The following is a 23,877-nucleotide window of genomic DNA, read 5'->3' as shown; positions in this document are numbered from 1 at the left end:
ATAGGGGTCCGGCTGAGGTTAGGCTCTCCTCACCTAACACCTTCTATCTGGGAGAACCCGTGCGTCCTCGCCGTTCCCTCACCGCGGTCGCCGGCCTCGTCGCCGCGACCGCCCTCGCCCTCGCGGGCTGCGCGTCGCCTGACGACTCCGCGACCGAGGCCTCGTCCCCCGCCGCCGGTGGAGCCACCGACGAGTTCCCCGTCACGATCGAGCACGCCTTCGGCGAGACCGTGGTCGAGGCCGAGCCCGAGCGCGTCGCCACGTGGGGCTGGGGCTCCACCGAGGCCGCCGTCGCCGTGGGCGTGTTCCCCGTCGCCGTCGCGGAGCAGGTCTGGACCGTCGGCGAGGGCAACCTCCTGCCGTGGGTCGAGGCGGCCTACGACGAGGCCGGGGTGGAGCACCCCGTCGTCCTCACCGACGACGGCGAGTCCGTGCCGTACGAGGAGTTCGTCGAGGCGGCGCCCGACCTGATCGTGGCCCCGTACTCGGGCATCACGGAGGAGCAGTACGACCTGCTCTCGGAGATCGCGCCGGTCGTCGTCTACCCCGAGGCGGCCTGGACCACCCCGTGGGACGAGACCATCTCCATCACCGCCGAGTCGCTGGGGCGTACGGCCGCCGGTGAGCAGGTGCTCGCCGACGTCGACGAGTTCACGGACGGGATCGCCGAGGAGCACCCGGAGTTCGAGGGCAAGACGATCGCCGCGATCGTCGACAGCCCTTCCGAGGGCCTCGTCTACGTGTACACCTCGGCCGACCCGCGCGCCGGGTTCCTCGAGGCGCTCGGCTTCACGACGGCCCCGTCGGTCGACGAGCTCGACACGTCGGACGGCGGCTTCTTCTACACGCTGTCGTACGAGGAGCTCGACAAGCTCGAGTCCGACGTGGTCGTGGCCTACACGTACACCGAGGAGGAGGCGGCCGCGCTGCCGACCCGCAAGGAGCTGCAGGCCGTCCCGGCGTTCGCCGCCGGCAAGGTCGCGCAGGTCGTCGGCCAGGTCAACGTGTCGTCGGTGTCGCCGCCCACGGCCCTGTCCTACGACTGGCCGGACGGCATCGCGAAGCTCGCTGAGGACCTGTCGGCGGTCGTCGCCGACTGAGTCCCCCACGCACAGCGTGCGGCTGCCGAAGTAGTGCGCCCGTCCGGGCCGCGCGGGTCTCATCCCGCGCAGGGCCGGACGGGCGCACTACTTCGGCAGCCGCACGTTCAGCCCTGCTGGGCCACCGCGTCCACGGCCCCGCCGTAGCGCCGGTCGCGGTTGGCGTACTCCTGGACCGCGCCCCACAGGTGCCGCCGGTCCACCTCGGGCCACGCCTCCTGCAGGAAGACGAGCTCCGCGTAGGCGGCCTCCCACATCTGGAAGTTGGACGTGCGCTGCTCGCCGCCGGTGCGGACCAGCAGGTCCACGTCGGGCAGCTCGGGCACGTACAGGTACTTCTGGATCGTCTTCTCGGTCACCCTGCGCGGGTCGAGCGTGCCCGCCGCCGCGTCGCGGGCGATCGCCGCCGCCGCGTCCGCGATCTCCGCCCGGCCGCCGTAGTTGACGCACATCGTGAGCGTGCACACGTCGTTGTCGCGGGTGGCGACCTCGGCCTCCTCCAGCACCCGGATCACCGACGCCCACAGCCTCGGCCGGCGCCCGGACCAGCGCACCCGCACGCCCCACGACGCCATCGTGTCCAGCTGGCGGCGCATCACGTCCTGGGTGAAGCGCATGAGGAACCGCACCTCGTCCGGGGAACGCTTCCAGTTCTCGGTGCTGAACGCGTACGCGGAGATGTTCTGCACGCCCACCTCGATACAGCCCGCCACCACGTCGAGGAGGGCGGCCTCGCCCGCCTTGTGGCCCTCGGTGCGCGGCAGGCCGCGCGCGTTGGCCCAGCGGCCGTTCCCGTCCATGACGACGGCCACGTGCCGGGGCACGAACTCGAGCGGGATCGCGGGCGCGGTGGCGCCGCTGGGGTGCGGGAACGGCCGGACATACGTCCTGGCGCCCGACGCCGGGGTGGTCGCCACCTCAGATCGCCTCGCCTTCACGGGGGATCGCGGGGATCTTGTGCGGGACGGCAGGGATGGCAGGTGCGGGGACGGCGGGCGTGTCCCGCTCGACCATGCGCAGTGATCGCAACGTTCTCTCCAGGTAGTACTGGCTGTAGGCGGCGACGAGCCCGCTCGCCTCCTTGCGGTGCCGCGCGTCGGACACGTCGGCGACGTCCCACTCCCCCGCCAGCAGCGCGGCGAGGAGGACGAAGGTCTCGGCGGCCGGTGCCGTGGAGCCCGGGGGCCGACAGCGCGGGCAGACGGCGCCGCCCTGTGCCACGTTGAGGGCGCGGTGCGGCCCGGGCTCGCCGCACCGGGCGCAGTCGGTGAAGCTGGGCGCCCAGCCTGCCACGGAGAACGCGCGCAGCAGGTACGAGTCGAGGACCAGCCCCGAGTCGTGGTGCCGCTCGGAGAGGGCCCGGAGGGCGCCGGCGAGCAGCCAGTACTGCTGGACGGCTGGCTCGCGCTCGGCCTCGACCAGCCGGTCGGCTGCCTCGAGCATGGCGGCCCCGGCGGTGTAGAGGCCGTAGTCCTCGCAGATGGCGCGCGCGTACGGGCCCACGGTCTCCACCTGGGTCACCGTGTCGAGGTTGCGGCCCACGTGCAGCTGGACGTCCACCACCATGAACGGCTCGAGCCGTGCCCCGAAGCGGGACGACGTGCGCCGCACGCCCTTGCCGACCGCCCGCACCTTGCCGTTCTCCCGCGTGAGGAACGTGACGATCCGGTCCGCCTCACCCAGCTTGTGGGTGCGCAGAACGATCGCGTCGTCTCGGTACAGGGGCACAGGACCATTGTCCCAGCCCTCACCGACATCGTGACCCGACCGGCGGCTATCGACGCCAACCGCCGGACGACGGCCCTCGAACATGAGAGGAGCCCTGTCACGGGTGCCGCCTGTCGACGACCTGCACAGCAGCCGTGGACGTTGCCATCCGGGACGGTCGTCCGCCAAGCCGCTGAATAACGTCATTTTAGGCTCCGAATCGCTCCCTCCGTACGCTCGCCTGGAGCCGGGGGCCCGCAAATTCTGACACCTCGTCCCAGACCCCCGGCTCGCCGACGAGGTACTCGACGACCTCGAGCAAGAACTCGTTCGACACATGTTCGTTTCCCGTGTCGAGGATCTCCTCGGAAAATGCAGAAAACCGCTCTGTCAACCCTCTGGCCTGCGATGACGATGGGCGCATTTTCGGAAGAACGGGTACATTGCACAATCTCGAAGAGCCACTCGTTCACACCCACGAAGCCGGCTTCTTCCGCGGAGAATCCAGCCTCGAGATCGGAGCGCAACCTCTCTCGCGCATATTCACGGATCTCGTCACCAAACTCCGGAAAATACCTCTCTAGCAGGCGGCGCAACCCAGCCGCGCTACTTGTCACCGAGCCACCCCGTCTCCCGATTGGGTGCGTAACAAACGACAGTTGTCCTCAAGCGTGCCTATGCCTAGTTTCATCCGTCCGCACGAATCCGTCAGCGCCTCGAGATCAAGAACCGCGGCGTCCAGGACGATGGAAGTACTTTCCCACCCATACTGGACGGACTCCGTTCCCGCCATCGGAACAGGGCGGTAGGAGACGCGAGTCGAGGTTGGTGGGTCAGAGCGGTTGGCTCCCACGTGATCGGACTCGACGACGTCCTCCTGCGCACGATCCAGTCGCTGTTCACCCTGGGGCGAGGGGACCTACGCCGCACCTTTCTACGGCCGGGTCCTGAGGCAGCGACACGACAGGGTCAGCGCTCCACGAACGTGCCGTGCTCCGTCAGCTCCGGCTCCCAGACGGCGCGGTGGATCACGTAGCGCTCCAGGACCGCGCGGGTGACCAGGGCCAGCGCGGCCCACACCACGAACAGGGCGAATGCCTGCAGGAAGTTCGACGGGATGGAGCCGAAGCCCGTGAACGCCAGCAGGGGCACGCAGAGGGCGAAGCCCGCGAAGGCGGGCAGGAGGTTCACGCCCACCCACTGCAGCACGGACAGCATCTCGCGGTCGCGTACGGCGTCGACCTCGTGGTGGGCCAGCACCTCGACCACGTGGTCGGCGCGCCACCGGCACACGTGCCGGGCGACGGTCCACTGTGCGCCCCGGGCCTCGAGCGTCCCGATGCCCGCCGGGGGCAGGATGCCGAGGAGCCGGTGCAGCTCGGTCGGCGTCATGTAGCCGCGGTCGAGGATCGTCATGCTGTGCACCGGCGGATTCCGCAGGTCGGTGGGCAGCACGAGCGCCGTGAGGAACGAGAGGAACCCGCCCAGGACGAGGAGGCTCACCAGGAACTGCGGCAGCGGGCCGGCGAACTCGGACGCCAGTGCCATCGCCACCGCACCGAGCGTGACGAGGAGGATGCGGTTCTTGAGGCTCACCATCTGGATATTACCGGCAGCCCCCGACGCTCCCCGCGCCCTGACCGGCCCCGATGTCCGGTTCACCCGGTGAGTCACGACTGCGCCACCCCTCAGAAGAACACCACGTCCCGTCGCCCCAGCGGCCTCGCGACCAGCCACCAGGCCGCGACCTGGACCACGACGAGCGCGGGCAGGGCGGCGAGAACGATCCCGCCCAGCGCGGCCAGCGCCGACACGGAGACGGCTCCGTGCATCAGCGCGGGCCAGGCTGCCACCACGGTGACGAGCACCGGAGACAGCACGGCCACGGAGGTCAGCCACAGCGGGGCGCGGGCCGTCGTGCCCAGGCGGCGGGCCACCACGGCCGCGCCGTGCAGGCGGACGAGCAGCACGAACGTCACCGCAAGACCCGCTGCCGCCCAGACGCTCCCCCAGACGACGCCGAGCAGCGCGCCGAAGGCCGCAGAGAGCACGGTGCTCGCCACCACGATCACCCGGTCCCAGGCCGACCGCCAGACCGCGGAGGCACGGCGGCTCCGCAGCCAGAGTCCCGCGTCGCGCGCGGCCCACGAGGCGACGAGCGCCACGAGGACCGGGTAGCCCGCGGCCGCGAGCGCCGACTCGGCGTGCGGGAACGCGCCCACCAGGACTCCCGCCGCGGCCACGAGCCAGACCTCGCCGGCGAGGAGCAGCGGGCCGACGGCGGCGAGCCTCACCCGCCGCTCCGCCCCCGTCGGCGCACTGCCGAGCGCTGCCCCGGTTCCCTGGACCGCGCCGTCGAGCAGAGCCCACCCGGCGAGCAGGACGGTGAGGAGCACGCCCCACACGGCGGCGGTCACCGGACCACCTCCGGCGCCGCGCGGAGGCCCTCCGGCGCCGCGCCGAAGCGCAGCAGGTCCTCGGGACCGGCGCCGTCGTCGTGCAGCACCTGGCCGGGCGGCGCGCCGAGCACGAGGCCCTCCGCGCCCCGGGCGGCGAGCCGGCGGAGCACCCACCAGTCGAGGACGGCGAGGGTGACCATGAGGCCGACCAGGACCACGAGCGACGTGAGCACGGCGGAGGCGGGCTGGTCGGACACGACGTCCTCGGTGCGCAGCACGCCCACCACGACCCACGGCTGGCGGCCCAGCTCACGCACGAGCCATCCGAGGATCCCCACCACGAACGGCGCGGGCAGCAGCACCGCCAGGGTGCGGAACAGCCCGTTCCGCACCCTCGGCCGGAGCCGGAAGAGCGCGCCCCGGATCAGCAGCAGTGCCAGCACCCACCCGCCGAGCACCACGAGGTTGGCGAACCCCATCATCACGGCGAGGGACGTCCCCACCACTCCCGGGTACACCGCGACGGCGTCGTCCATGTCGAGGTACGTGAACTGCGCGTACCCGGCCCCCGTCGCCAGGAGGGCGCCGACCAGCCCGGTCGCGATCCCGGCGCGCATCGACCGGCGCCACAGGTCCTCGTCCACGTCGGCGGGCTGCCGGCCCGCCCGCTGGCGGCCACCCGTCGCCGGGTGCAGCCGCAGCCGCGACGCGCTGACGCCCACCAGGACGAAGCCGCCCGCCACGAGGCAGGCGCCGAGCACGTGCAGCGACGACACCAGGGCCGCGGGGTTCAGGATCAGGGCGGCCGTATCGGTGATGTGCGCGACGCCGTCGACGAGCTCGTACCCCACCGGGTTCTTCAGGAAGCCGTTGGCCACCATCACCGTGAACGCCGAGGCGTAGCCGGTCAGGACCACCAGCCAGAACAGGGTCGCGTGGAGCCACCGCGGCAGCTGGTGCCAGCCGAACACCCACAGCCCCAGCAGGGTCGACTCGAGGAAGAACGCGACCATCGTCTCCACGGCCAGCGGTGCGCCGAAGACCTCCCCGGCCACGTCGAGCAGCCCCGGGAAGTGCATCCCGAACTGCAGCTCGAGCACGATGCCCGCCGCGATCCCCAGCGCGTAGTTCACCAGGTAGAGCTGGCCCCAGAACCGCGTCGCCCGCTCGAAGACCTCACGACCGGTGACCGCCCAGCGCGTCCCGAGCACGGCGACGACCGGTCCGAGCCCCAAGGTCAGGAGGACGAACAGGAAGTGGGTCGCGGCCAGCAGCGCGAACTGCAGGCGGGCGAGGTCGACAGCGCTCACGATGCCGACGGTAGGGACCGGCCGGGCCCGCGGGAACAGGTCCCGGCGAGGTTCCGGGCGGAACCAGGGAGAACCCTGAGAGCCCCGTGGGGCAGGCACCCGCCGGCACGGTAGGGCAGGCCCTACCCCGCCGGGCGATCGCTATCCCAGCAGTCGCAGCGCCCGCCCGTGCGGCTCCGCCAGCCCCACGGGCACGCCGTCCCGCGCGAGCAGGAAGCGCCCCGCGGGATCGACGCCCTCGGGGAGCCGCGCGGCGACGTCGGGCAGCACGAGGGGGTCCTCGTTGCTCAGCCAGGTCACGCCGAGGCTCCCCACCTGCTCCACGAACCAGGCCCGGTCCTCGGGCGTGAGGTACACCAGCACCGCGGAGTGCTGCACCACCACCGTCGCGCCCTCGGGCGCCTCGGACACGAGGGCGGCCAGGGCGTCGTTCAGGTCGTCCCGGACCACGTGGGGCGGGTCGGCCGCGGCGATCGCCGCCGCGTGGCGCAGGCGGTCGGCGCGGTCCTCGTGCTCCGGCCAGATCAGCGCCTCGAGCCAGGCCAGGTCGCCGGGGTCGGTCACGTCCAGCGGGTTCAGGTCGATGCCCGCACGCCAGACGACCTCGGGCAGGCTGGACGGGAGGCCGTCGAACGACGGCACCTCGCAGCGCAGCACCACCGGCGACGGCCCGTCGGCCGGGTCGATCCGCCGCACGCCGTCGGGCGACACGTACTCGTACGAGTACCGGTCCGGGTACAGCGTCAGCCCCGCCGACGCGCCCACCTCGATCAGGGCGACCGGCCCCTCGACCGCCGCAAGGAAAGGGAGCAGCGTGGCACAGCGGCCCGGCTCGTTCGTCTGGGTGGCACGGGCCAGCATCTCGGCCCGGACGTCGGGCCAGCGTGCCAGGAGCCAGGGCCGCACCTCGTGCCACGGCCGCAGCGGCACGCCCAGCAGGCGGGCGCTCGCGAACAGCAGGTTGGGCTGGCGCTTGGGCGCGGGCAGCTCGTCGAGCAGCGCCACGAGCTCGGCGTCGTCGGCCACGCCCAGCGACCAGTCCTCGTAGCGGGGCGAGGCGCCCCGCGCCCAGTCGGTGGCGAAGACCCGGTACGTCTCGGAAGTGCCCATGGGCACCGAGCGTAGGGCGAGAAGCTCCGCACGTCCCGCAACTCGCGTTCCAGACAGAAACAATTGTTTCGTGACGGACACGTCTCCGGCACGCGCCGGAAACCGTCAGGTGGCACTATTCGGGACCGTGGACGCCATCTCGAAAGACGACGACGCCTGGCTCGCCCAGGCCGTACAGCTGGCCGTGGAGAACGTCGCCGCGGGCGGCGGCCCGTTCGGCGCGATCGTGGTGCACGACGGCGAGGTGGTCGCCTCGGGCGTCAACCGCGTCACCCACGACCTCGACCCCACGGCGCACGCCGAGGTGGTCGCGATCCGCGCGGCCTGCCAGGCGCTGGGGACGTTCTCGCTGGCAGGGAGCATGCTGTACAGCTCGTGCGAGCCCTGCCCCCTCTGCCTGGCGGCCGCGCTCTGGTCCCGGGTGGACCGCGTAGTCTTCGCCGCGGACCGGGACGACGCGGCGCGCGGGGGCTTCGACGACCGTGCCTTCTACGACCTGTTCGGCAGCGACCGGGCGACCTGGCCCACCTCCGTCCGGAACCTCCGCGTCGAGGGGTGCGAGAGCCCGTTCGATGCCTGGCTTGCCCGCCCCGACAGGACGCCCTACTGAAACACCGATTTCCACGGCATTCCCGCCCGGTGATGCCCGCCACGAACGATCTGACGCGCACATAACGATTACATAGCGTCCGGTACCTTTAACGGCTGCGTAACCCGACGACACGAGCGGTGCAATCGAGGGTCCTTAGGGTCGCAATCTGTAACAGGGGTTTCGGCGTCAGAACCAGCACAGGAGAACCACACGATGAAGCTTTCCCGTCCGCGCACGCGCGCTGCGCGCCTCACCACCCTCGTGGCGTCGGCGGCCGTCGCGTCGCTCGCCCTCACCGCCTGCGGCTCCGGCGAGCCCGAGACCGCCGGCGAGAGCGAAGGCCTCGGCGACGTCACGGTCCAGCTCTCCTGGATCAAGAACGCCGAGTTCGCCGGCGAGTTCATGGCCGACTCCAAGGGCTACTTCGCCGACGCGGGCTTCGGCACGGTCACCTTCAACGCCGGTCCGGGCGCCACCGAGAACCTCGTCGCCTCGGGTGAGGCCGACTTCGGCCTCACGAACGCCGTGACCGTCGCCCAGGTCGTCGCGAACGAGGACGCCCCGATCAAGATCGTGGGCACCACGTTCCAGAAGAACCCGTTCACGATCCTGTCCCTGAAGGACGGCGCGAACATCGAGACGATCGACGACCTCAAGGGCAAGAAGATCGGCGTGCAGGACGGCGGCAACGGCCTCCTCTTCGCCGCGCTGCTCGCGGCCAACGGCCTCACCGAGGACGACGTGACGATCGTGCCGGTCCAGTACGACCCGTCGCCGCTCGTCAACGGCGAGGTTGACGGCTTCCTGGCCTACGTCACCAACGAGTCGATCATCGTGGAGTCGCAGGGCAAGCCGGTCACGAACCTGCTGTTCGCCGACAACGGCCTGCCCTTCGTGGCGGAGTCGGTCATCGCCACCGACGAGACCATCGCCGAGCGCCCGGACTACGTGAAGGCGTTCCTCGAGGCCGAGATCAAGGGCTGGAAGGACGCCTGCGCCGACCTGGAGGGCGGCGCCGAGCTGGCCGTCGAGGAGTACGGTGCGGACCTCGAGCTGGAGCTCGAGAAGGAGATCCAGCAGAACACGATCCAGTGCGAGCAGCTGGTCAACACCGAGGAGACGGCCGAGAACGGCATCTTCACGATCAGCGACGACATGCTGGAGCAGAACCTCGCCACGTTCGAGGCCGCGGGCATCGACGTGACCGCCGAGGACGTGTTCGACCTGTCCCTCCTCGAGGAGCTCCTCGAGGAGAAGCCGGAGCTCAAGGACTGAATCCCGTGACCCAGGACGTCACCACCGGTACCGGCCCCGCCCCTGTCCCCGCCCCGAGCGGGCAGGGCGGGGCCGGCACCGGCCTCCACATCGCGAACCTCTCGAAGTCGTTCGGCATGGGCCGCAGGACGGTCACCGCGCTGGACGACGTCACGCTACACACCGACCAGGGCAGCTTCCTCTCGCTGCTCGGCCCGTCGGGCTGCGGCAAGTCGACGATCCTCCGCATCCTCGCCGGGCTGGAGAAGCCCACGAGCGGCACGGCCCTCGTCGACGGCAAGACCCCGCTCGAGCTCCGCCGCGACCACGAGCTGGGCATCGCGTTCCAGGACTCGGCCCTGCTGCCGTGGCGCTCGGTCCTGTCGAACGTGCGCCTGCCGTTCGAGGTGTCGGGCGAGCCGGTGGACCACGAGCTGGTCACCGAGCTGATCCGCCTCGTGGGCCTCGAGGGCTTCGAGAAGGCCAAGCCCGGTCAGCTGTCGGGCGGCATGCGCCAGCGCGTGTCGATCGCGCGCGCCCTCGTGGTCAAGCCGTCCGTCCTGCTGCTCGACGAGCCGTTCGGCGCCCTCGACGACATGACCCGCCAGCGCCTCAACCTCGAGCTGCTGCGGATCTGGACCGAGAAGCCGGCCACCACCCTCATGGTCACGCACGGCATCTCCGAGGCCATCTTCCTCTCCGACCAGGTGGCGGTCATGAGCCCGCGGCCCGGCCGGATCAAGGAGGTCATCGAGGTCGACCTCCCGCGCCCGCGCACGCCCGAGATGATGCGCACGCCCGAGTTCCACGCCCTGCACGACCACGCGTCGGAGCTGCTGTTCGGCGACGCCTCCTCCGGAGGGTCCGGCGATGCCTGACCGGTTCCGGTCCTGGCTCACCGGGCTGGCGGGACTCGTCGGGATCGTCGCGCTGTGGTGGCTGCTGGCCGTCACGGTGTTCGACGGGAAGTCCATGCCGACTCCCCCGGGCGTGCTGCGCCAGCTCGGCGTGGACGGCCTGGGCTTCTATACGAAGAACTTCTCCGGGACCGTCAACGAGGCGGTGCTCGGCTTCCTCTGGGGCAACGGGCTCGCCCTCGCGCTCGCCTCCCTGGTGCTGCTCGTCCCGCGGCTCGAGTCCGCGATCATGCAGGTCGCGGTGATCAGCTACTGCGTGCCGACCGTCGCCATCACGCCGATCCTCTACATCATCCTGGGCCCGGCGGACGACGGCGGAGCCTCACCCACCGCTGTCGTCCTCGCGGCGCTGTCGGTGTTCTTCACGACCGTGGTGGGCGCCATGCTCGGCTTCCGGTCCGCCGACCGCGCGGCGCTCGACGTCGTCAGCGTGTACGGAGGCGGACGCTGGAAGCAGCTCACCAAGGTGCAGCTCGTCGCCGCGCTGCCCGCGGTCCTGTCCGCCCTGCAGATCGCGGCGCCCGCCGCGTTCCTCGGTGCGATCCTCGGCGAGTACATCGGTGGCGTCGACCGGGGAGTCGGCCCCGCGCTCGTGGCGGCCGGGCAGGGCCTCATGGTCGAACGGGCCTGGGGCATCATGTTCGCCTGCGCGCTCGTCGCAGGCGTGGGGTACGGCGTTTTCGGCCTCCTGGGCCGCTTCGCCGCGCCCTGGGCGAGCGGAAGGGGTCGCGCATGACCGGGCCGACCGATCTGCGCCGGGCGACGGGGCTGCGCCCCGGGACCGGGCGCGCCGTGCTGAACGGCGTGGGCAAGGCCCTCGCGACCGGCCTCGTGATGCTCGCGATCATCGCCGTGGTGTGGGTCGTGGCGGTGGCGCTCGTCGACAACACGTTCGTGGCCAAGGGTCCCGCCGACGTCTTCGAGTACCTGTACCTCAAGGACGACTCCGCCGAGGTGCGGGCCGACGTCCTCGACGCCCTCGGCGTCACCCTCGGCGACGCGGCCATCGGGTTCGCGGCGGGCATGCTGGCGGCGACGGCGCTGGCCGCCCTGATCGTGCTCTCCAAGCCGGTCGAGGCGTCCGTGATGCCGGTGGCGCTCATCCTGCGGGCGGTGCCGCTCATCGCCCTCACGCCCGTGATCCGGCTGCTGTTCACCGACACGCTCACGCGCGTCGCCGTGATCAGCGGCATCGTCGTGGTGTTCCCCGCGCTGGTCAACATCGTGCAGGGGCTCCGCTCCGTGTCGTCGCAGATGACCGACGTGGTGCACGTCTACGGCGGCGGGGCCTGGGCCATGCTCGTCAAGGTCGCGTTCCCGTCGGCGCTGCCGGCCCTGTTCGCGTCCGTCCGGATCTCCGTCCCCGGTGCGATCACGGGTGCGCTGCTCGCGGAGTGGCTCATCACCGGTCAGGGCCTCGGGTCGATGGTCGTGGACGCGGCGGGCAAGTCGCAGAACAACCTCGTCTGGGCGTGCGTGCTCGTGGTGACGCTCGTGTCGCTGCTGTTGTACGTCGTGGCGCAGGTGATCGAGTCGCTCGTGCTCGCCCGGTACGGGCAGCGCTGAGAGCCGTGCCTCCGCTCGGCCCCGGTTCCGCCGGACCCGCAGCCGTCGGCCTGGTCCTGGCCGCCGGGGCCGGGTCCCGGTACGGGACGCCCAAGGCGCTCGTCCGGGCCGCCGACGGCGTGCCCTGGGTCGAGCTCGCCTGCCGTGCCCTGCGCGACGGCGGGTGCGCCGACGTCCTCGTCGTGCTCGGCGCGAGCGCTGCCGAGGCTCTTCCCCTCGTGCCGTCGTGGGCCCGGCCGGTCGTCGCGGCGGGCTGGGCCCGCGGCGTGGCCGCGTCGCTCCGCACGGGCCTCGCGGCCTGCGCGGCGACGCCCGCCGCGTGCGCCGTCGTCACCCTCGTGGACCTCCCGGGCCTGCGCCCGGAGGCGGTGGCGCGGCTCCTCGCAATGGCTCCCGCGCACGGTCCGCGGGAACAGCACGAAGTGTCAGCCGGGGGTGGTGCCGCCGGGACCCGCCTCTCCCTGGCCCGCGCCACCTATGGGGGGCGGCCGGGGCACCCGGTGCTGCTGGGGCGGTCGCACTGGGCGGCGGTCTCGGCCGAGGTGCGCGGCGACGTGGGCGCGGGGCCGTACCTGCGCACCCACGGGGCGCTGGACGTGGACTGCACGGACCTGGGCGGCGGCGACGACGTGGACGTCCCCGCGCGCTGAGTCGCCCGGACGCGGGCGGCGGCGCAGAATGCCGGCGCAGGTGGCCCGTGTGGTAGCCGACGCGGGTGGCCGAGCGCCCCCGTCAGGACACTTGTGCGTCCAGCGTTGTCACTCGTGGTGACCATGTGTACCCAGAGTGACAACGCTGGAGCACCAACTGTCGTCAGGAGCCCGTCCCGGTGGAAAGTCGCTCGAGGACGAGTGTCACCAACGGCAGATCGACCGTCGGCACCGCGAGCGTCCAGCTGCCCGACGCCGAGGTGCCGTCGACCTGCCTGAACAGCGCGTGCTTGAACCCACCGCGCTCCGGCGGCGACGCCTGGCCGAGCACGTACGGCGGAGGTCCGATCAGTCCCCTGATCTCGAGCCGCGACGCCGTGTCGAGGCCGACCCTCAGGCCGACCGCGGTCGGCTTCGGGTCGGTCATCCGGTAGGTGATCACTTCGACGGCACCGCCGGACAGGACAGACTCCAGATCCTGCCCGGCGGTCCTCCGCCTGCCGAGGAGAATCCGGAGGTTGTCGAGGAACGTGCGGGTCCCCGCGCTGCGGGGCGCCGGATCGACGGCCTGCTCGACGATCTCGCCGTCGACCAGCGACCTGGTGACCGGATCCTGAGCACTCAGACTGATCCAGCGCGTCAAGGCGCCCACCAGGGCGAACATCCCGACCGATCGCATGAGCCAGCCGGTCCAGTCCGTGCCCGCGAGGGACGCGACGACCACCCCGAGGCCCGCGACAGCAAGACACCATGCTCGGCTCCGGTGGAGCGATCTCGTCCGGCTCATGCCGAGGATCGTCCCACGCCGTTCAGGAGCCTCCACAGCGTGTCCTTCTGCATCGGGATCGCGTGCGGCCGCACGCCCGTCGCGTCGGTGATCGCGTTCGCCAGTGCGGGCGCCACGGGGTTGTACGGCGCCTCGCTCATCGACTTGGCCCCGCGCGGCCCGGTCGTGTCGACCGTGTCCGCGAACAGCACCTCCGTCGGCGGCACATCAACCAGCTGCGGCACCCGGTAGTGCCGGAACGCGCGGGTCATCACCTCGCCGTCGTGCAACTGGACCTGCTCCTGGAGCGCGGACCCGAGGGCCTGGGCCACCCCGCCCTCGATCTGGCCGCGCAGCTGCTCCGGGTTGATGACCACGCCGGCGTCGGCCGCGTGGACCGACTGCAGGACCCGCACCTCGCCCGTCGCCCGGTTCACGGCCACGCGGAAACCCTGCACGTTGAACGCCACGGACCGCGGCGACCCGTCGTGCGAGCCCTCGGCGGAGCGCACGCCGTCGCCCCCGTCGAGGTGCTCACGCAGGCGCGCCGCCGCCTGCGCCACGGCCTTGCCCGCCACGACGGACCCGGCGGAGCCGTAGGCGCCGGTGTCGTACCCGGAGGTCCCCGTGTCCGACTGCCGCACCCGCACCCGGTCCGGCGGCACCCCCAGGGCGTCCGCGGCGAGCTGGACGTGCACCGTGGTGGTGCCGTTGCCGAACTCGGCGGTGCCGACGTCGACCGTGAAGCCGCCGTCCGCGTCCGCCGACACCCGCGCGTTCGAGTAGTGCCCCCGCGGCGGGACGGTCGCGATCATGGCGAGCGCCACGCCGCGCCCTTCGGACCAGCCGACGGGAGCGGCACGCCCCCCGCCGTCGGTGGCCCCGCGGGCCCAGCCCCCTTCGGCGGCACCGTCGCGGCTCTCGGCGGCGCCGCGGCGCAACGCCTCGTCCACGAGGTCGAGGCACTGGTCCAGCCCGTACGACCCGTAGTCGAGGTCGTCCTGCACGAGCGAGCCGACGACGAACGGGTCGCCCGGACGCACCACGTTGCGCCGGCGCAGCTCGACCGGGTCGAGGCCGAGCCGGGCGGCAAGCTCGTCGAGCGCCGACTCGATCGCGAAGATGACCTGCCCCAGCCCGTACCCGCGGAACGCGCCGGAGGGCAGGTTGTTCGTGTAGACAGCCTCGGCGTCGACCCGCTTGGCGGGCACGCGGTACACGGCCATGGACTCGTGGACGCCGTGGAACAGCACGCCCGGGGCGTGGTTGCCGTACGCGCCGGTGTCGGACAGGACGTCGATCGCGAGCGCCGTGAGCACGCCGTCGGCGCCGGCCCCCGCGCGGACGCGCACCCGCATGGGGTGGCGGCAGGGCACCACGGTGAACTGCTCCTCGCGGGTCAGCTCCCACTGCACCGCGCGCCCGGTGCGGAGCGCCGCGAGCGCCACCACGTCCTCGACGAGCAGCTCCTGCTTGCCGCCGAAACCGCCGCCCACGCGGCCCACGACCACGCGCACCGCGGCGGGGTCGAGCGCGAGCAGCCGGGCGAGCTCGTCGCGGACGAGGAACGGCACCTGGGAGGAGGTACGGACGGTGAGGGTGCCGTCGTCGGCGACCCAGGCGCGGGCGCCGTGGGTCTCGAGCGCCGCGTGGTTGACGCGTGCGGTGCTCCACTCCCCCTCCACGGTCGCGGCGGAGACCGCCAGCGCGGCGTCGACCGCTCCGGGGACGGGGTACTCCTCGCGAACCACGGCGACGACGTTCCGGCCAGGGTCCGCGATCCGGGCGAGCACAGGGTCCTTGTCGCCGTGCACGAGCGGCGCACCGGGCGCCCGGGCGGCCTCGGGGTCCAGCACGGCGGGCAGCACCTCGTACTCGACGTCGACGAGCCGGAGGGCTCGGCGCGCCTGGCGGAGGGTCTCGGCGACGACGACCGCCACACGCTGCCCGCGGAAGCGGAGGACGGGGTCGAGCATGAGGGTGTCGTCGGGGTCGTCGTTGCGGTCCTGGTGGCGACCTGTCGAGTAGGGGGTCGCGGGGACGTCGCGGTACGTGAGGACCAGGTGCACGCCTGGCGCGGCGCGGGCTGCGGCGACGTCGATCCGCGTGATGCGGGCGTGCGGGTGCGGGCTGCCCAGGACGGCGACGTGCAGCATCCCCGGCGGTTCCGGCTCGTCGAGCGTGTAGGCCTCGCGCCCGGTCACCACGCGGAGGGCGGCCGGGGCGGCGACGGGGCGGCCGAACGACTCCCCCGCCACCGCGGTCTCGACGTTGCGGCGGCCGGCGAGCGCGTCGCGGACCGACCGGTAGCCCGTGCACCGGCACAGGTTGCCCTTGAAGAGGCGGTCGAGCTCGGCGGGCTCGGGTGCCTCGGCCGCGGGCAGCCCCAGCGCCGCCGCCGTGCACACCATGCCCGCGGTGCAGAACCCGCACTGGAACCCGGCTGCGTCGGCGAAGGCTTGCTGGGCGGGGTGCGGGTCGTCGGGCGTCCCGAGCCCGGCGACGGTCACCACCTCGGAGCCCACGGCCCGGTGCGCCGGGACGATGCACGAGTGCACCGGGTCGCCGTCGAGCAGCACGGTGCAGGCGCCGCAGTCGCCCGCGTCGCAGCCCTTCTTCACGCCCGTGCGCCCCTGCTCGCGCAAGAACGTCCGCAGGCACTGGCCGGGCCGCGGCGCGGCGTCGACCGCGGCCCCGTCGATCCTCACGCGAGCTCCTCGAGCACCTCGTGCGCCAGGCCGCGCGTCACGGCTGCCCGCCAGTCGGGCGCGCCGTGGGGGTCGTCGAACCACTCGGTGACCGCGTCGAGAGCCCGGTCCAGGGCGGCGTGGTCGCCGGGGGCCACCTCCAGCGGGACGGGCCGCGGCACGGACGCGGTGAGGACCAGCCGGGCGGTCTCCTCGGCCCGGAGCCCCGTCACCACCGCGGACGAGCGGCCCAGCGGCGTCAGCGCGATCTTCCGGAACGCGGTCCGCGCCCCGAGGGCCGACGCCGGCACGCGCACCTCCCGGAGCACCTCACCGTCGGCGAGGGTCGTCTCGCCCGGCCCCGTGACGAAGGAGGTCAGCGACTCGACCCGAGCACCCCCGCCCGGAGCCCAGACCAGGACCGACGCTCCCAGGGCCGCGAACAGCGAGACCATGGCCCCCGCCGGCAGGGCGAGGCTGAGGTTGCCACCCACCGTGGCGGTGTGCGCCACCTTGAACGACAGGAGGAGCGCGTCCGCGCACGGCTGCGCGATCCCGAGCCCGCGGTAGGGGCCGCTCCGCGCGCCGAGGGCGCCGAGCCCGGCCCGCACCTCCTCGACGGTGCAGGTGGCGGAGACGCGCAGGCCGCCACCGTCGATGGTCCAGGGCTCCCAGCCCAGGCCGAGGAGGTCCACGAGACCGGTCACGCCCGGCGGCAGCGGCTCCGAGTAGAGGAACGTGCCCCCGGCAAGGAACCGTTCACCCGGAGCGAGCGCCAGGTCCGCGCGGGTCCGGGCTGTGCGGACGCTGTCGACGTCAAGGTCCATTCAGCTCTCCTCGATCTCGCGCAGGGCGGCGTACGTACGGTCGATGGTCTCGATGCGGCGCTCGCCGTCGTCGGTCCGGGCGAGAACCTGGTCGGAGAGGGCGGCGATCAGGCTCATCGGGACCGCGTGCGAGTCGAACGCGCCCTCGTAGCCCACGGGGCACTCGATCCACCAGGTCACCCGGCCCGCGAGGTGGCGCAGGGTGGGGTCGGCGAGGAGGAGGACACGGACACCGTCGGCGACCAGGGCGTCGACCGCCCCGGCCACGCCCGCTGCGTGGCGGCGGAACGAGACCATGACCACGACGTCGTCAGGGCCGAGGCCCACCAGGTCCTCGGCGAGCGACTGGCCCGGCGCGGGGGCGAACACGACCCCGCCGCGCACCTGCGCGAGGTTGCGGCGCAGCTCCACGGCCACGGCGTGGCTGCCGCGACGCCCCACCACGACCACCTGACGGGCTGACGCCAGGGCCTCCGCCACGTCGGCCAGCAGGGTCTCGTCGAGCGTCGCGTAGGCGCGCTGGAGGTGTGCCACCTCCTGCTCGAACCGCTCGCGGAGCCCGGGCGCCGGCTCGACCGCGACCGGCAGCCCGCGACCGCGCTGCATCCGCAGGTGCTCGCGCAGCCCCTCGAAGTCGTCGTAGCCGAGGCGGCGGAAGAGCCTGCTCATCGTCGCCTTCGAGACGCCTGCCAGCGTGGCGAGCTCGGTGGCCCGGTAGGTGGCGAGGTCGGCGATGTGGTCGAGGAGGGTGTCCGCCGCACGGCGCTCCTGCGGCGACAGCTCGCCGTAGCGGCCCGCGATGCGGTCCTCCAGCGGGACGTGGTCCGTGGTCATGGTGTGGCCTCCCCCTGCGTGTACCGGGCAGCGGCCGCGAGCACGGCCGCCTCGAGCGCGTCCAGGGCGAGCGCGACGTCGTCCTCGCGCACCGCCTCCGCCGGGTGATGGCTGATGCCGTCGTGGCAGCGGACGAAGAGCATCGCCACGTCGGTCACGGCGGCCATCGCCATCGCGTCGTGCCCCGCGGGGCTCCAGAGCCCCAGGGCCTCGCCCCCGGGCACCGCCTTCCAGATCCCGGCCACCACGGCCTCGCTGAGCCAGGGGGCGCAGGCGGTCGACGGCGCGCGGTGCGTCTCCTCGGCCGCGAACGTGACGCCGCGGGCCTCAACCACCGTGCCGGCCGCCGCCTGCAGGCGGTCCCAGAGCGCGTCCCGCTCCTCGTCGGTGCGGGCCCGGAGGTCGAGCGTCATCGTCACGAGGCCGGGGATCACGTTGACCGCGCCGGGCTGCACGTCCAGCGCCCCCACGGTGGCGAGGCAGCCCGACTCCCGGGCGAGCCTCTCCGCGGCGAGCACGATCTCCGAGGCGGCGGCGAGCGCGTCGTGGCGGCGGTCGTACGGGGTGCCGCCCGCGTGCCGCGCCTCGCCCGTGACGGTGAGGACGAACCGCCGCGCGCCCGCGATCGTCGTGACGTAGCCGAGCGGGAGGTCCGCCGCCTCCAGGTGCGGGCCCTGCTCGATGTGCGCCTCGAGGTAGCCCACGAGGTCCTCCGGCCTGCGGGCGGCGTCGCCCACCCGGTCGGGGACCAGGCCGAACCGCGCGAACGCCTCGCGGAGGCTCACCCCGTCGGAGTCCTGCTGGTCCCACCACGCCGCGTCCCACTGGCCCGACGCCGCACAGCTGCCCAGCAACGCCTTGCCGAACCGGGCGCCCTCCTCGTCGGAGAAGCCCACGACCTCCAGGGCGAACGGGAGCTCCGTGGTGCGCAGGCGTTCGGCGACCGCCACGGCGAGGACCACGCCGAGCATGCCGTCGTAGCTGCCCGCGTCGGGGACGGTATCGAGGTGCGAGCCGAGGACGAGAGCGGGCTCGGGTCCCGTAGGCGCGGCGCCGCCCGCGTGATCGGGGTCGCCGGGCCGGCGGCCCCAGAGGTTGCCCGCGGCGTCGGTCTCGACGTCGAGCCCGGCGTCACGCATCCACGCGCCGACGGCGGTGTTGACCGCCGCGTGCTCCGGCGTGAGGTACGCGCGTTCCAGGGCGTCCGGACGGGCGGAGTACGCGTTCAGGTCGGCGCAGCGGTCGAGGACCCAGCGCGCGGACGTCATGCCGTCGCTCCAGGCTCGTCCGCCGTGATCGGCGCTCGCGGGGCAACATGTGTGCCGCCCGCGATGTCACTCTCGGTCGACTCTGTTGACGCAGAGTGACATTGCTTGACGACATAGTGTTGCTCGCCCGGCTCCCCGGAACCGCCCGGCTCGCCCGGCCCGGGACCGCCCGGCTCCCCGGGACCGCCCGGGCCCGCCGTGGCGTCGTCGTACGCCGCGAGCGCCGCCGCGACCCCGCCGCCCGGCGGGACCGCGACCCCGGACCGGCGCAGCACCTGCTCGAGCGCCGCGAGGGTGAGGAGCACCGCGTCCCGGCGGGCGTTGTAGCCCATGGTGCCGATGCGCCACACGACGCCGTGCAGGGGGCCGAAGGAGGTGCCGATCTCGATGCCGAAGTCGGTCAGGAGGGCGGCACGCACCCCGTCGCCGTCCACTCCCGCGGGGATCCGGACCGCCACGACGTTGTTCATGCGGTGGTCCAGGTCCCCGAAGACCTCCAGCCCGAGTCCCTGGACCCCGGCGAGCATCGCGCCGCCATGCAGGGCATGGCGCGCGACCGCCTGGTCCAGGCCCTCCTCGGCGAGGAGCCGCGCGCACTCGCGGGCCGCGTAGAGCATCGAGGTGGCCTCGGTGTGATGGTTCAGCCGGCGAGGACCCCAGTAGTCCATGACCTGGGCGAGGTCGAGATAGTTCGACTGGATGCGCGATCCCCGGGGCTCGTCGCCGGGTGCGCGGATCCCGGCCTCGACGTGCTTGCGGGCGTCGATGACGGCCGCCGCACGTGGCGAGACCGTGATGGGCGCGCTGCCCGACGGCCCGCCCAGGCACTTCTGCAGGCCCGCGCTGGCGACGTCGAGCCCCCAGGCGTCGGTCCGGAAGTCGTTGCCGCCGAGGGACGCGGTGGCGTCGACGTAGAGGAGGGCGTCGTGCTCGTGCGCGATGGCGCCCAGCTCGTCGAGCGGCTGCGCCACGGTGGTGGACGTGTCGCCGTGCACCACGGCGAGCACCTTCGGGCGCGCCCGGCGGACGGCGTCGGCGATCGCCTGCGGGTCGACGATGCCACCCCACTCCGCCTCGACCGTGTGCACCACGGCACCGGCCCGCGCGGAGATCTCGGCGAGCAGATGGCCGAAGCGCCCGAACACCGGCACGACGACCGCGTCCCCCGGCTCCAGGAGGCTGACCAGAGCGGCCTCGATCCCGGCACGGCTGGTGCCGTCCACGAGAAACGTCTGCTCGTTGGCGGTGCGCCAGACAGTCCGCCAGAGCGCCATCGCCTCGTTCATGGTGCCGGTCATGAAGGGGTCGAACTGGCCCACGAGCGACGCGGCCATCGCGCGCAGCACGCGCGGGTCGGCGTCGACCGGGCCCGGGCCCATGAGGAGGCGGGGCGGGGGGTTGACCTGGTTCATGCTGTCTCCTCCTGCGCCGCGGCGCTGCCGGGCCGGACGAGCAGGCGCCCGTCGCCGCGGACGTGCTCGAAGTCGTCCAGCGGGCGCCGGCGCCCGCCGTCGAGCTGACCGTGCATCGTGGCCTCGAGGAACGAGCTCACGACGAACCTCCCGCCGAGCATCGTGTCCGTCACCGCGCCGGTGACCGTCAGGCCGTCGTAGGCGCTGACCGGGTTGCGGTGCGCGAGCTGCGCGGCCTCGATCGTGGTGATCCCCTCGGGGTCGTAGACGAGGAGGTCGGCGGCCGCGCCCTCGGCGATGATGCCCTTCGGGCGGTCGCCCTTGTCGAGGCCCACGAGGGCCGCGGTGCTCGCCGACGTCCAGCGCGACACCTCCGGCAAGGGCACGCCCCGCCGGCGGGCGGCGTCGGCCAGGGCGACGAACCCCGTCTGGAGGCCGGAGATGCCACCCCAGGCCGCCTGCAGGTCCGTCTCGCCGACGGGTCCCCCGAGCACCTTCTCCGCGACCGACGACGGCGAGTGGTCGCTGACCATGCAGTCCAGGATCCCCTCGCGCAGGCCGTCCCAGAGCGCGTCCTGGTTGCCCCGGTCGCGGATGGGCGGGCAGCACTTGTAGGCGGCGTCGCCGTCGGGCACGTCCTCGGCGGCGAGCACCAGGTAGTGGTGACACGTCTCGGCGGTGACGGGCAGGCCCTCCGCCTTGGCCTCCGCGAGCAGGTCGAGGACCTTCGCCGAGGAGACGTGCAGCACGTGCGTGCGCGCGCCGGTCTCGCGGACGGCGTCGAGCAGGGACCGCACCGCTGCCGTCTCTGCCTCGTCCGGGCGCGAGAGCAGGAAGTCGGCGTACGCACGAGACGGGGAGCGGGGCGCCGCCGCGAGGACCGCCGGGTCCTCGGCGTGCACCACGAGCAAGCCGTCGAACCGGACGAGACGGTCCATCGCGAGCAGCAGCTCGTCGGGGCGGAGCGGTGGGAACTCCGGGACGCCGGAGTCGGCGAGGAAGCACTTGAAGCCCATGACCCCTGCGTCCCAGAGCGGCTCCAGGTCGTCGGCGTTGCCCGGCACCGCGCCGCCCCAGAAGGCGACGTCGCAGGGCAGACGCCCGGACTCCCCGTCCGCGTCACCCGGCAGGCGGGCCGACGCCGTCCGTGCCGCCGCCTGCTTGACGCGCAGCGCCGCCACGTTCGTGGTGGGCGGGATCGAGTTGAGCGGCATGTCGACGATGGTGGTCACGCCGCCGTAGGCCGCCGCCCGCGCTGCCGAGGTGAACCCCTCCCAGTGGGTACGGCCTGGTTCGTTGACGTGGACGTGGGTGTCGACCACGCCGGGCAGGAGGACGCGGTCGCCCAGCCGCAAGGTCGTCTCCGCACGGTGGGCCGGTGCGCCGAGCAGGTCGTCGCCGACGGTCGCGACCCTGCCGGGGTCGGACGTACCCCACCACACCTGGCCGATGCGCCCGTCCTCGATCCGCAGCACCGCCGGGCGCAGCTCGCCCTCGACCAGCACCCGCTCCGACCCGACGAGCAGGCTCATGCGAAGCCTCCGATCGTGGCCCACACCGGGTGCTCGGGCGGCGGAGCCTCGTCCGGCCCCGACCGGACCACCGCCGCCTCGATCAGCCCGTACGGCCGGTCGGCGGCGAAGAAGACCTCCCCGGGGTTGTCGAGCCCGAACGGGGCGAGGTCCACCAGGAAGTGGTGGTTGTTGGGGCACGACAGCCGCACCTCGGCGACGTCGTCGAACGCCTCGAGGACTGCACGCCCCATGGCGAAGACCGTCTGCTGGAGCGCGAGCGAGTGCAGCTCGGCGAACGTCGCCAGCATCAGGTCGCGCACCGCGGGGTACCGGGCGTCGAAGTCCGCGTCCGTGGCGGACTCCGCGAACGACGGCTCGTACCGCCACCACGCGGTGAGGTCGGTGGCGAGGACCCGGTCGTCCGTCTCGGGGAGCGTGGTGAACCGGTCCCGGGGGAAGCCGCTGAACTCCGACCCGGTCGACTTCAGCACCGTGCAGTCCCGCAGCCCGGCCAGCACGGTGAGGCCAGACGCATCGGCGTGGACCAGCGCCGTACGCTTCTCGCCGCCGGACCGCACGAACGCGTGGTCGTGGCCGGCAATCCGGGACCACCCGTACTGCTCCGCGGCCCACCGCCCGCCCGTCACCTGCGGCGACGCCGTGAAGTGCCGCGCCAGCCGCACCAGGAACGACTCCGGCGCGCCGACCCCGTCCCGGGCGAACGCGTACACGGTGTTCTTCTGCGTGTCCGTCGCGATCACCTTCGCGTTGTCCCCGTCGGTGTGACAGGCGGCGAAGTCGCCCCGGAGCTGCGACGTCACGTTGAGGTCCGTGATCCGGTGCCGCGCGGTGTCCCGCGTGACCCGGACCAGGCGCACCTCGGCCTTGCCGTACTGGTTGGCTCCCAGGACGATCGACATTCAGCTCCCCCGGTAGGTGGTGTAGGCGAACGGGCTCAGCAGCAGGGCCACGTGCGTGTGCGCGTCACCGAGCGTGACGTCGAGCGTGACCTGCGGGAAGAAGGTGTCACGATCCTGCGCGGCGAACCAGGGGCCGGTCGCGAAGGTCAGCGCGTAGCGGCCCGCGGCGGGCAGCGCGCCCCAGGCGATCCGGCCGTCCGCGTCGGTCACGGCGGTCCGGGTGCCCGACGCCGGCCGCTCGCCCGGGTGCGCCACGCCGCCCGGAGCGGTCCCGCCGGAGGCGACCGGGGCGGCGTCGGGCAGCGGGCCTGTCATCCTGACCTCGAGGCCCACGGCGGGCAGGCCGCGCGCGGCGTCGAGGACGTGGGTCGACGCGGTGCTCATGCGGCCCGCCCGTCCGTCACGACGCCGGCGAGCCGCAGGAGCGCGATCTGGCGGAGCTGGTCGGCGGCGACGGCGGCCTCCTCGGCGGGGTCGTTGCCGAGCCGCTCGGTGAGGTTCGCGAGGATGTCCTCGGCGGTGCGTCCGACGGCGCGGACGAGGAAGACGCGGCCGAATCGCCGCTCGTACTCGGCGTTCCCGCGCGCGATCGCGGCGGCGGTGTCGCCCGCGGCCGGTGGCTGCTCGCCCCGGGACAGCCGGGCCTCCGTACTGTCGCCGGTCGCTTGTTCGCCGATGCGGGGATGATGGGCGAGGCCGGCGTCGACGTCGTCGGCCGTCCAGGTGCGGGCAGCGGCGTCGGCCGCGCCGAGGAGCGCGTCGCGGCTGCCGTAGGGCCGGCCGGCCACGAGGGCGTCGACCCAGCGGTCGACGTCGGCGCACGGACGCAGCGCCGCTGCCGCGTCGGAGGCCGGAAGAGCGTCGAACGTCGCGATGTCCATACCCGCAACGTACTGTTTCAGCGCGGCCAGTGCGTGGCACTCGCGTTTCACATGGGTTAACGCGCGCCGCCGGACCGGCCCTCAAGGCGCCTCGGCGCGCACGTCGTCGTCGGACCGGCAGCTCGAGGTGCCGGTCCGACGACGACGTGCCGAACCGAGGTGC

Annotated in this window: 23 protein-coding genes; 7 read left to right on the top strand and 16 right to left on the bottom strand. The window is 73.1% G+C overall.

The window, feature by feature from the left end:
- Positions 1-59 precede the first annotated feature (59 nt).
- A complete protein-coding gene (locus D1350_RS16185) occupies positions 60-1,100 on the top strand; it encodes an iron-siderophore ABC transporter substrate-binding protein (protein ID WP_125777071.1) in 1,041 nt (346 codons plus the stop codon).
- 107 nt (positions 1,101-1,207) lie between these two features.
- Here D1350_RS16185 and D1350_RS16180 read toward each other — a convergent pair whose 3' ends face one another.
- From D1350_RS16180 to D1350_RS16155, 6 genes are all read right to left on the bottom strand, one after another.
- The gene (locus D1350_RS16180; protein ID WP_125777070.1) at positions 1,208-2,017 is read right to left on the bottom strand and encodes an isoprenyl transferase; all 810 of its coding nucleotides are present in this window, start codon (positions 2,015-2,017) and stop codon (positions 1,208-1,210) included.
- A 1-nt stretch (position 2,018) separates the two neighbouring features.
- A complete protein-coding gene (gene recO, locus D1350_RS16175; RefSeq protein ID WP_125777069.1) occupies positions 2,019-2,828 on the bottom strand; it encodes a DNA repair protein RecO in 810 nt (269 codons plus the stop codon).
- A 948-nt stretch (positions 2,829-3,776) separates the two neighbouring features.
- Positions 3,777-4,403, bottom strand: coding sequence for a hypothetical protein (locus D1350_RS16170; RefSeq protein WP_125777068.1), 627 nt, complete (start codon positions 4,401-4,403; stop codon positions 3,777-3,779).
- A gap of 92 nt (positions 4,404-4,495) precedes the next feature.
- Positions 4,496-5,224: a cytochrome d ubiquinol oxidase subunit II gene (locus D1350_RS16165; protein WP_164545189.1), complete on the bottom strand. Its 729-nt coding sequence runs from the start codon at positions 5,222-5,224 to the stop codon at positions 4,496-4,498.
- Positions 5,221-6,516 (bottom strand): cytochrome ubiquinol oxidase subunit I, encoded by a 1,296-nt coding sequence (locus tag D1350_RS16160; protein ID WP_125777066.1) that lies wholly within the window; start codon positions 6,514-6,516, stop codon positions 5,221-5,223. The genes D1350_RS16165 and D1350_RS16160 overlap by 4 nt, the downstream gene beginning before the upstream one ends.
- A gap of 141 nt (positions 6,517-6,657) precedes the next feature.
- Positions 6,658-7,626, bottom strand: coding sequence for a DUF2332 domain-containing protein (locus D1350_RS16155; RefSeq protein ID WP_125777065.1), 969 nt, complete (start codon positions 7,624-7,626; stop codon positions 6,658-6,660).
- A 127-nt stretch (positions 7,627-7,753) separates the two neighbouring features.
- Between D1350_RS16155 and D1350_RS16150 the strand changes: the two genes are divergently transcribed.
- From D1350_RS16150 to D1350_RS16125, 6 genes are all read left to right on the top strand, one after another.
- Positions 7,754-8,236: a nucleoside deaminase gene (locus D1350_RS16150; protein ID WP_240644153.1), complete on the top strand. Its 483-nt coding sequence runs from the start codon at positions 7,754-7,756 to the stop codon at positions 8,234-8,236.
- Positions 8,237-8,431: 195 nt separating this feature from the next.
- Positions 8,432-9,493 (top strand): ABC transporter substrate-binding protein, encoded by a 1,062-nt coding sequence (locus D1350_RS16145; RefSeq protein ID WP_125777063.1) that lies wholly within the window; start codon positions 8,432-8,434, stop codon positions 9,491-9,493.
- Between the two features lie 116 nt (positions 9,494-9,609).
- Positions 9,610-10,350, top strand: coding sequence for an ABC transporter ATP-binding protein (locus D1350_RS16140; protein ID WP_125777228.1), 741 nt, complete (start codon positions 9,610-9,612; stop codon positions 10,348-10,350).
- A complete protein-coding gene (locus tag D1350_RS16135) occupies positions 10,343-11,125 on the top strand; it encodes an ABC transporter permease (protein ID WP_125777062.1) in 783 nt (260 codons plus the stop codon). The genes D1350_RS16140 and D1350_RS16135 overlap by 8 nt, the downstream gene beginning before the upstream one ends.
- A complete protein-coding gene (locus D1350_RS16130) occupies positions 11,122-11,955 on the top strand; it encodes an ABC transporter permease (protein WP_125777061.1) in 834 nt (277 codons plus the stop codon). Before D1350_RS16135 ends, D1350_RS16130 begins: the two co-directional genes overlap by 4 nt.
- A 5-nt stretch (positions 11,956-11,960) precedes the next feature.
- Positions 11,961-12,605 carry a nucleotidyltransferase family protein gene (locus tag D1350_RS16125; RefSeq protein WP_125777060.1) on the top strand — a complete coding sequence of 215 codons (645 nt, stop codon included), beginning with the start codon at positions 11,961-11,963 and terminating at the stop codon, positions 12,603-12,605.
- A 163-nt stretch (positions 12,606-12,768) separates the two neighbouring features.
- On the opposite strand, the gene D1350_RS16120 is transcribed toward D1350_RS16125, so the two are convergent.
- The 10 genes from D1350_RS16120 to uraD form a co-directional block, all read right to left on the bottom strand.
- Complete coding sequence (locus D1350_RS16120; protein ID WP_125777059.1) at positions 12,769-13,269, bottom strand: hypothetical protein; 501 nt, start codon at positions 13,267-13,269, stop codon at positions 12,769-12,771.
- Positions 13,270-13,388: 119 nt separating this feature from the next.
- Complete coding sequence (locus D1350_RS16115; RefSeq protein WP_125777058.1) at positions 13,389-16,079, bottom strand: molybdopterin-dependent oxidoreductase; 2,691 nt, start codon at positions 16,077-16,079, stop codon at positions 13,389-13,391.
- Positions 16,076-16,885, bottom strand: a complete 810-nt coding sequence (locus D1350_RS16110) for an FAD binding domain-containing protein (protein WP_125777057.1) — start codon at positions 16,883-16,885, stop codon at positions 16,076-16,078. Before D1350_RS16110 ends, D1350_RS16115 begins: the two co-directional genes overlap by 4 nt.
- A complete protein-coding gene (locus D1350_RS16105; protein WP_125777056.1) occupies positions 16,886-17,719 on the bottom strand; it encodes a MurR/RpiR family transcriptional regulator in 834 nt (277 codons plus the stop codon). It lies immediately after the preceding gene.
- On the bottom strand, positions 17,716-18,987 hold the full coding sequence (locus D1350_RS16100) for an allantoate amidohydrolase (protein WP_125777055.1): 1,272 nt from the start codon (positions 18,985-18,987) through the stop codon (positions 17,716-17,718). Before D1350_RS16100 ends, D1350_RS16105 begins: the two co-directional genes overlap by 4 nt.
- Positions 18,984-20,399, bottom strand: coding sequence for a pyridoxal-phosphate-dependent aminotransferase family protein (locus D1350_RS16095; protein ID WP_240644152.1), 1,416 nt, complete (start codon positions 20,397-20,399; stop codon positions 18,984-18,986). Before D1350_RS16095 ends, D1350_RS16100 begins: the two co-directional genes overlap by 4 nt.
- Positions 20,396-21,931 (bottom strand): allantoinase AllB, encoded by a 1,536-nt coding sequence (gene allB, locus D1350_RS16090; protein ID WP_125777054.1) that lies wholly within the window; start codon positions 21,929-21,931, stop codon positions 20,396-20,398. The genes D1350_RS16095 and allB overlap by 4 nt, the downstream gene beginning before the upstream one ends.
- Positions 21,928-22,833, bottom strand: coding sequence for a factor-independent urate hydroxylase (pucL, locus tag D1350_RS16085; protein WP_125777053.1), 906 nt, complete (start codon positions 22,831-22,833; stop codon positions 21,928-21,930). The genes allB and pucL overlap by 4 nt, the downstream gene beginning before the upstream one ends.
- Entirely contained in the window at positions 22,834-23,217 is a 384-nt protein-coding gene (locus D1350_RS16080) for a hydroxyisourate hydrolase (protein WP_125777052.1), read from the bottom strand.
- Positions 23,214-23,714 carry a 2-oxo-4-hydroxy-4-carboxy-5-ureidoimidazoline decarboxylase gene (gene uraD / locus D1350_RS16075; protein ID WP_125777051.1) on the bottom strand — a complete coding sequence of 167 codons (501 nt, stop codon included), beginning with the start codon at positions 23,712-23,714 and terminating at the stop codon, positions 23,214-23,216. The genes D1350_RS16080 and uraD overlap by 4 nt, the downstream gene beginning before the upstream one ends.
- Positions 23,715-23,877: the final 163 nt, after the last annotated feature.

The sequence above is a fragment of the Antribacter gilvus genome (assembly GCF_003946865.1).
GTDB classification, from domain to species: Bacteria; Actinomycetota; Actinomycetes; order Actinomycetales; family Cellulomonadaceae; genus Antribacter; species Antribacter gilvus.
The sequence above is the reverse complement of the archived record's forward strand: the minus strand, read 5'-3'. Positions and strand labels throughout refer to the sequence as shown.

Excerpts from the sequence above, each read along its gene's own strand:
- D1350_RS16105 (WP_125777056.1), bottom strand. The coding sequence starts at position 17,719 with ATGACCACGGACCACGTCCCGCTGGAGGACCGCATCGCGGGCCGCTAC.
- D1350_RS16145 (WP_125777063.1), top strand. The coding sequence starts at position 8,432 with ATGAAGCTTTCCCGTCCGCGCACGCGCGCTGCGCGCCTCACCACCCTC.
- pucL (WP_125777053.1), bottom strand. The coding sequence starts at position 22,833 with ATGTCGATCGTCCTGGGAGCCAACCAGTACGGCAAGGCCGAGGTGCGC.
- D1350_RS16100 (WP_125777055.1), bottom strand. The coding sequence starts at position 18,987 with ATGACGTCCGCGCGCTGGGTCCTCGACCGCTGCGCCGACCTGAACGCG.
- D1350_RS16135 (WP_125777062.1), top strand. The coding sequence starts at position 10,343 with ATGCCTGACCGGTTCCGGTCCTGGCTCACCGGGCTGGCGGGACTCGTC.
- D1350_RS16095 (WP_240644152.1), bottom strand. The coding sequence starts at position 20,399 with ATGAACCAGGTCAACCCCCCGCCCCGCCTCCTCATGGGCCCGGGCCCG.
- D1350_RS16130 (WP_125777061.1), top strand. The coding sequence starts at position 11,122 with ATGACCGGGCCGACCGATCTGCGCCGGGCGACGGGGCTGCGCCCCGGG.
- uraD (WP_125777051.1), bottom strand. The coding sequence starts at position 23,714 with ATGGACATCGCGACGTTCGACGCTCTTCCGGCCTCCGACGCGGCAGCG.
- D1350_RS16110 (WP_125777057.1), bottom strand. The coding sequence starts at position 16,885 with ATGGACCTTGACGTCGACAGCGTCCGCACAGCCCGGACCCGCGCGGAC.
- D1350_RS16080 (WP_125777052.1), bottom strand. The coding sequence starts at position 23,217 with ATGAGCACCGCGTCGACCCACGTCCTCGACGCCGCGCGCGGCCTGCCC.
- D1350_RS16120 (WP_125777059.1), bottom strand. The coding sequence starts at position 13,269 with ATGTTCGCCCTGGTGGGCGCCTTGACGCGCTGGATCAGTCTGAGTGCT.
- allB (WP_125777054.1), bottom strand. The coding sequence starts at position 21,931 with ATGAGCCTGCTCGTCGGGTCGGAGCGGGTGCTGGTCGAGGGCGAGCTG.
- D1350_RS16140 (WP_125777228.1), top strand. The coding sequence starts at position 9,610 with ATGGGCCGCAGGACGGTCACCGCGCTGGACGACGTCACGCTACACACC.
- D1350_RS16155 (WP_125777065.1), bottom strand. The coding sequence starts at position 7,626 with ATGGGCACTTCCGAGACGTACCGGGTCTTCGCCACCGACTGGGCGCGG.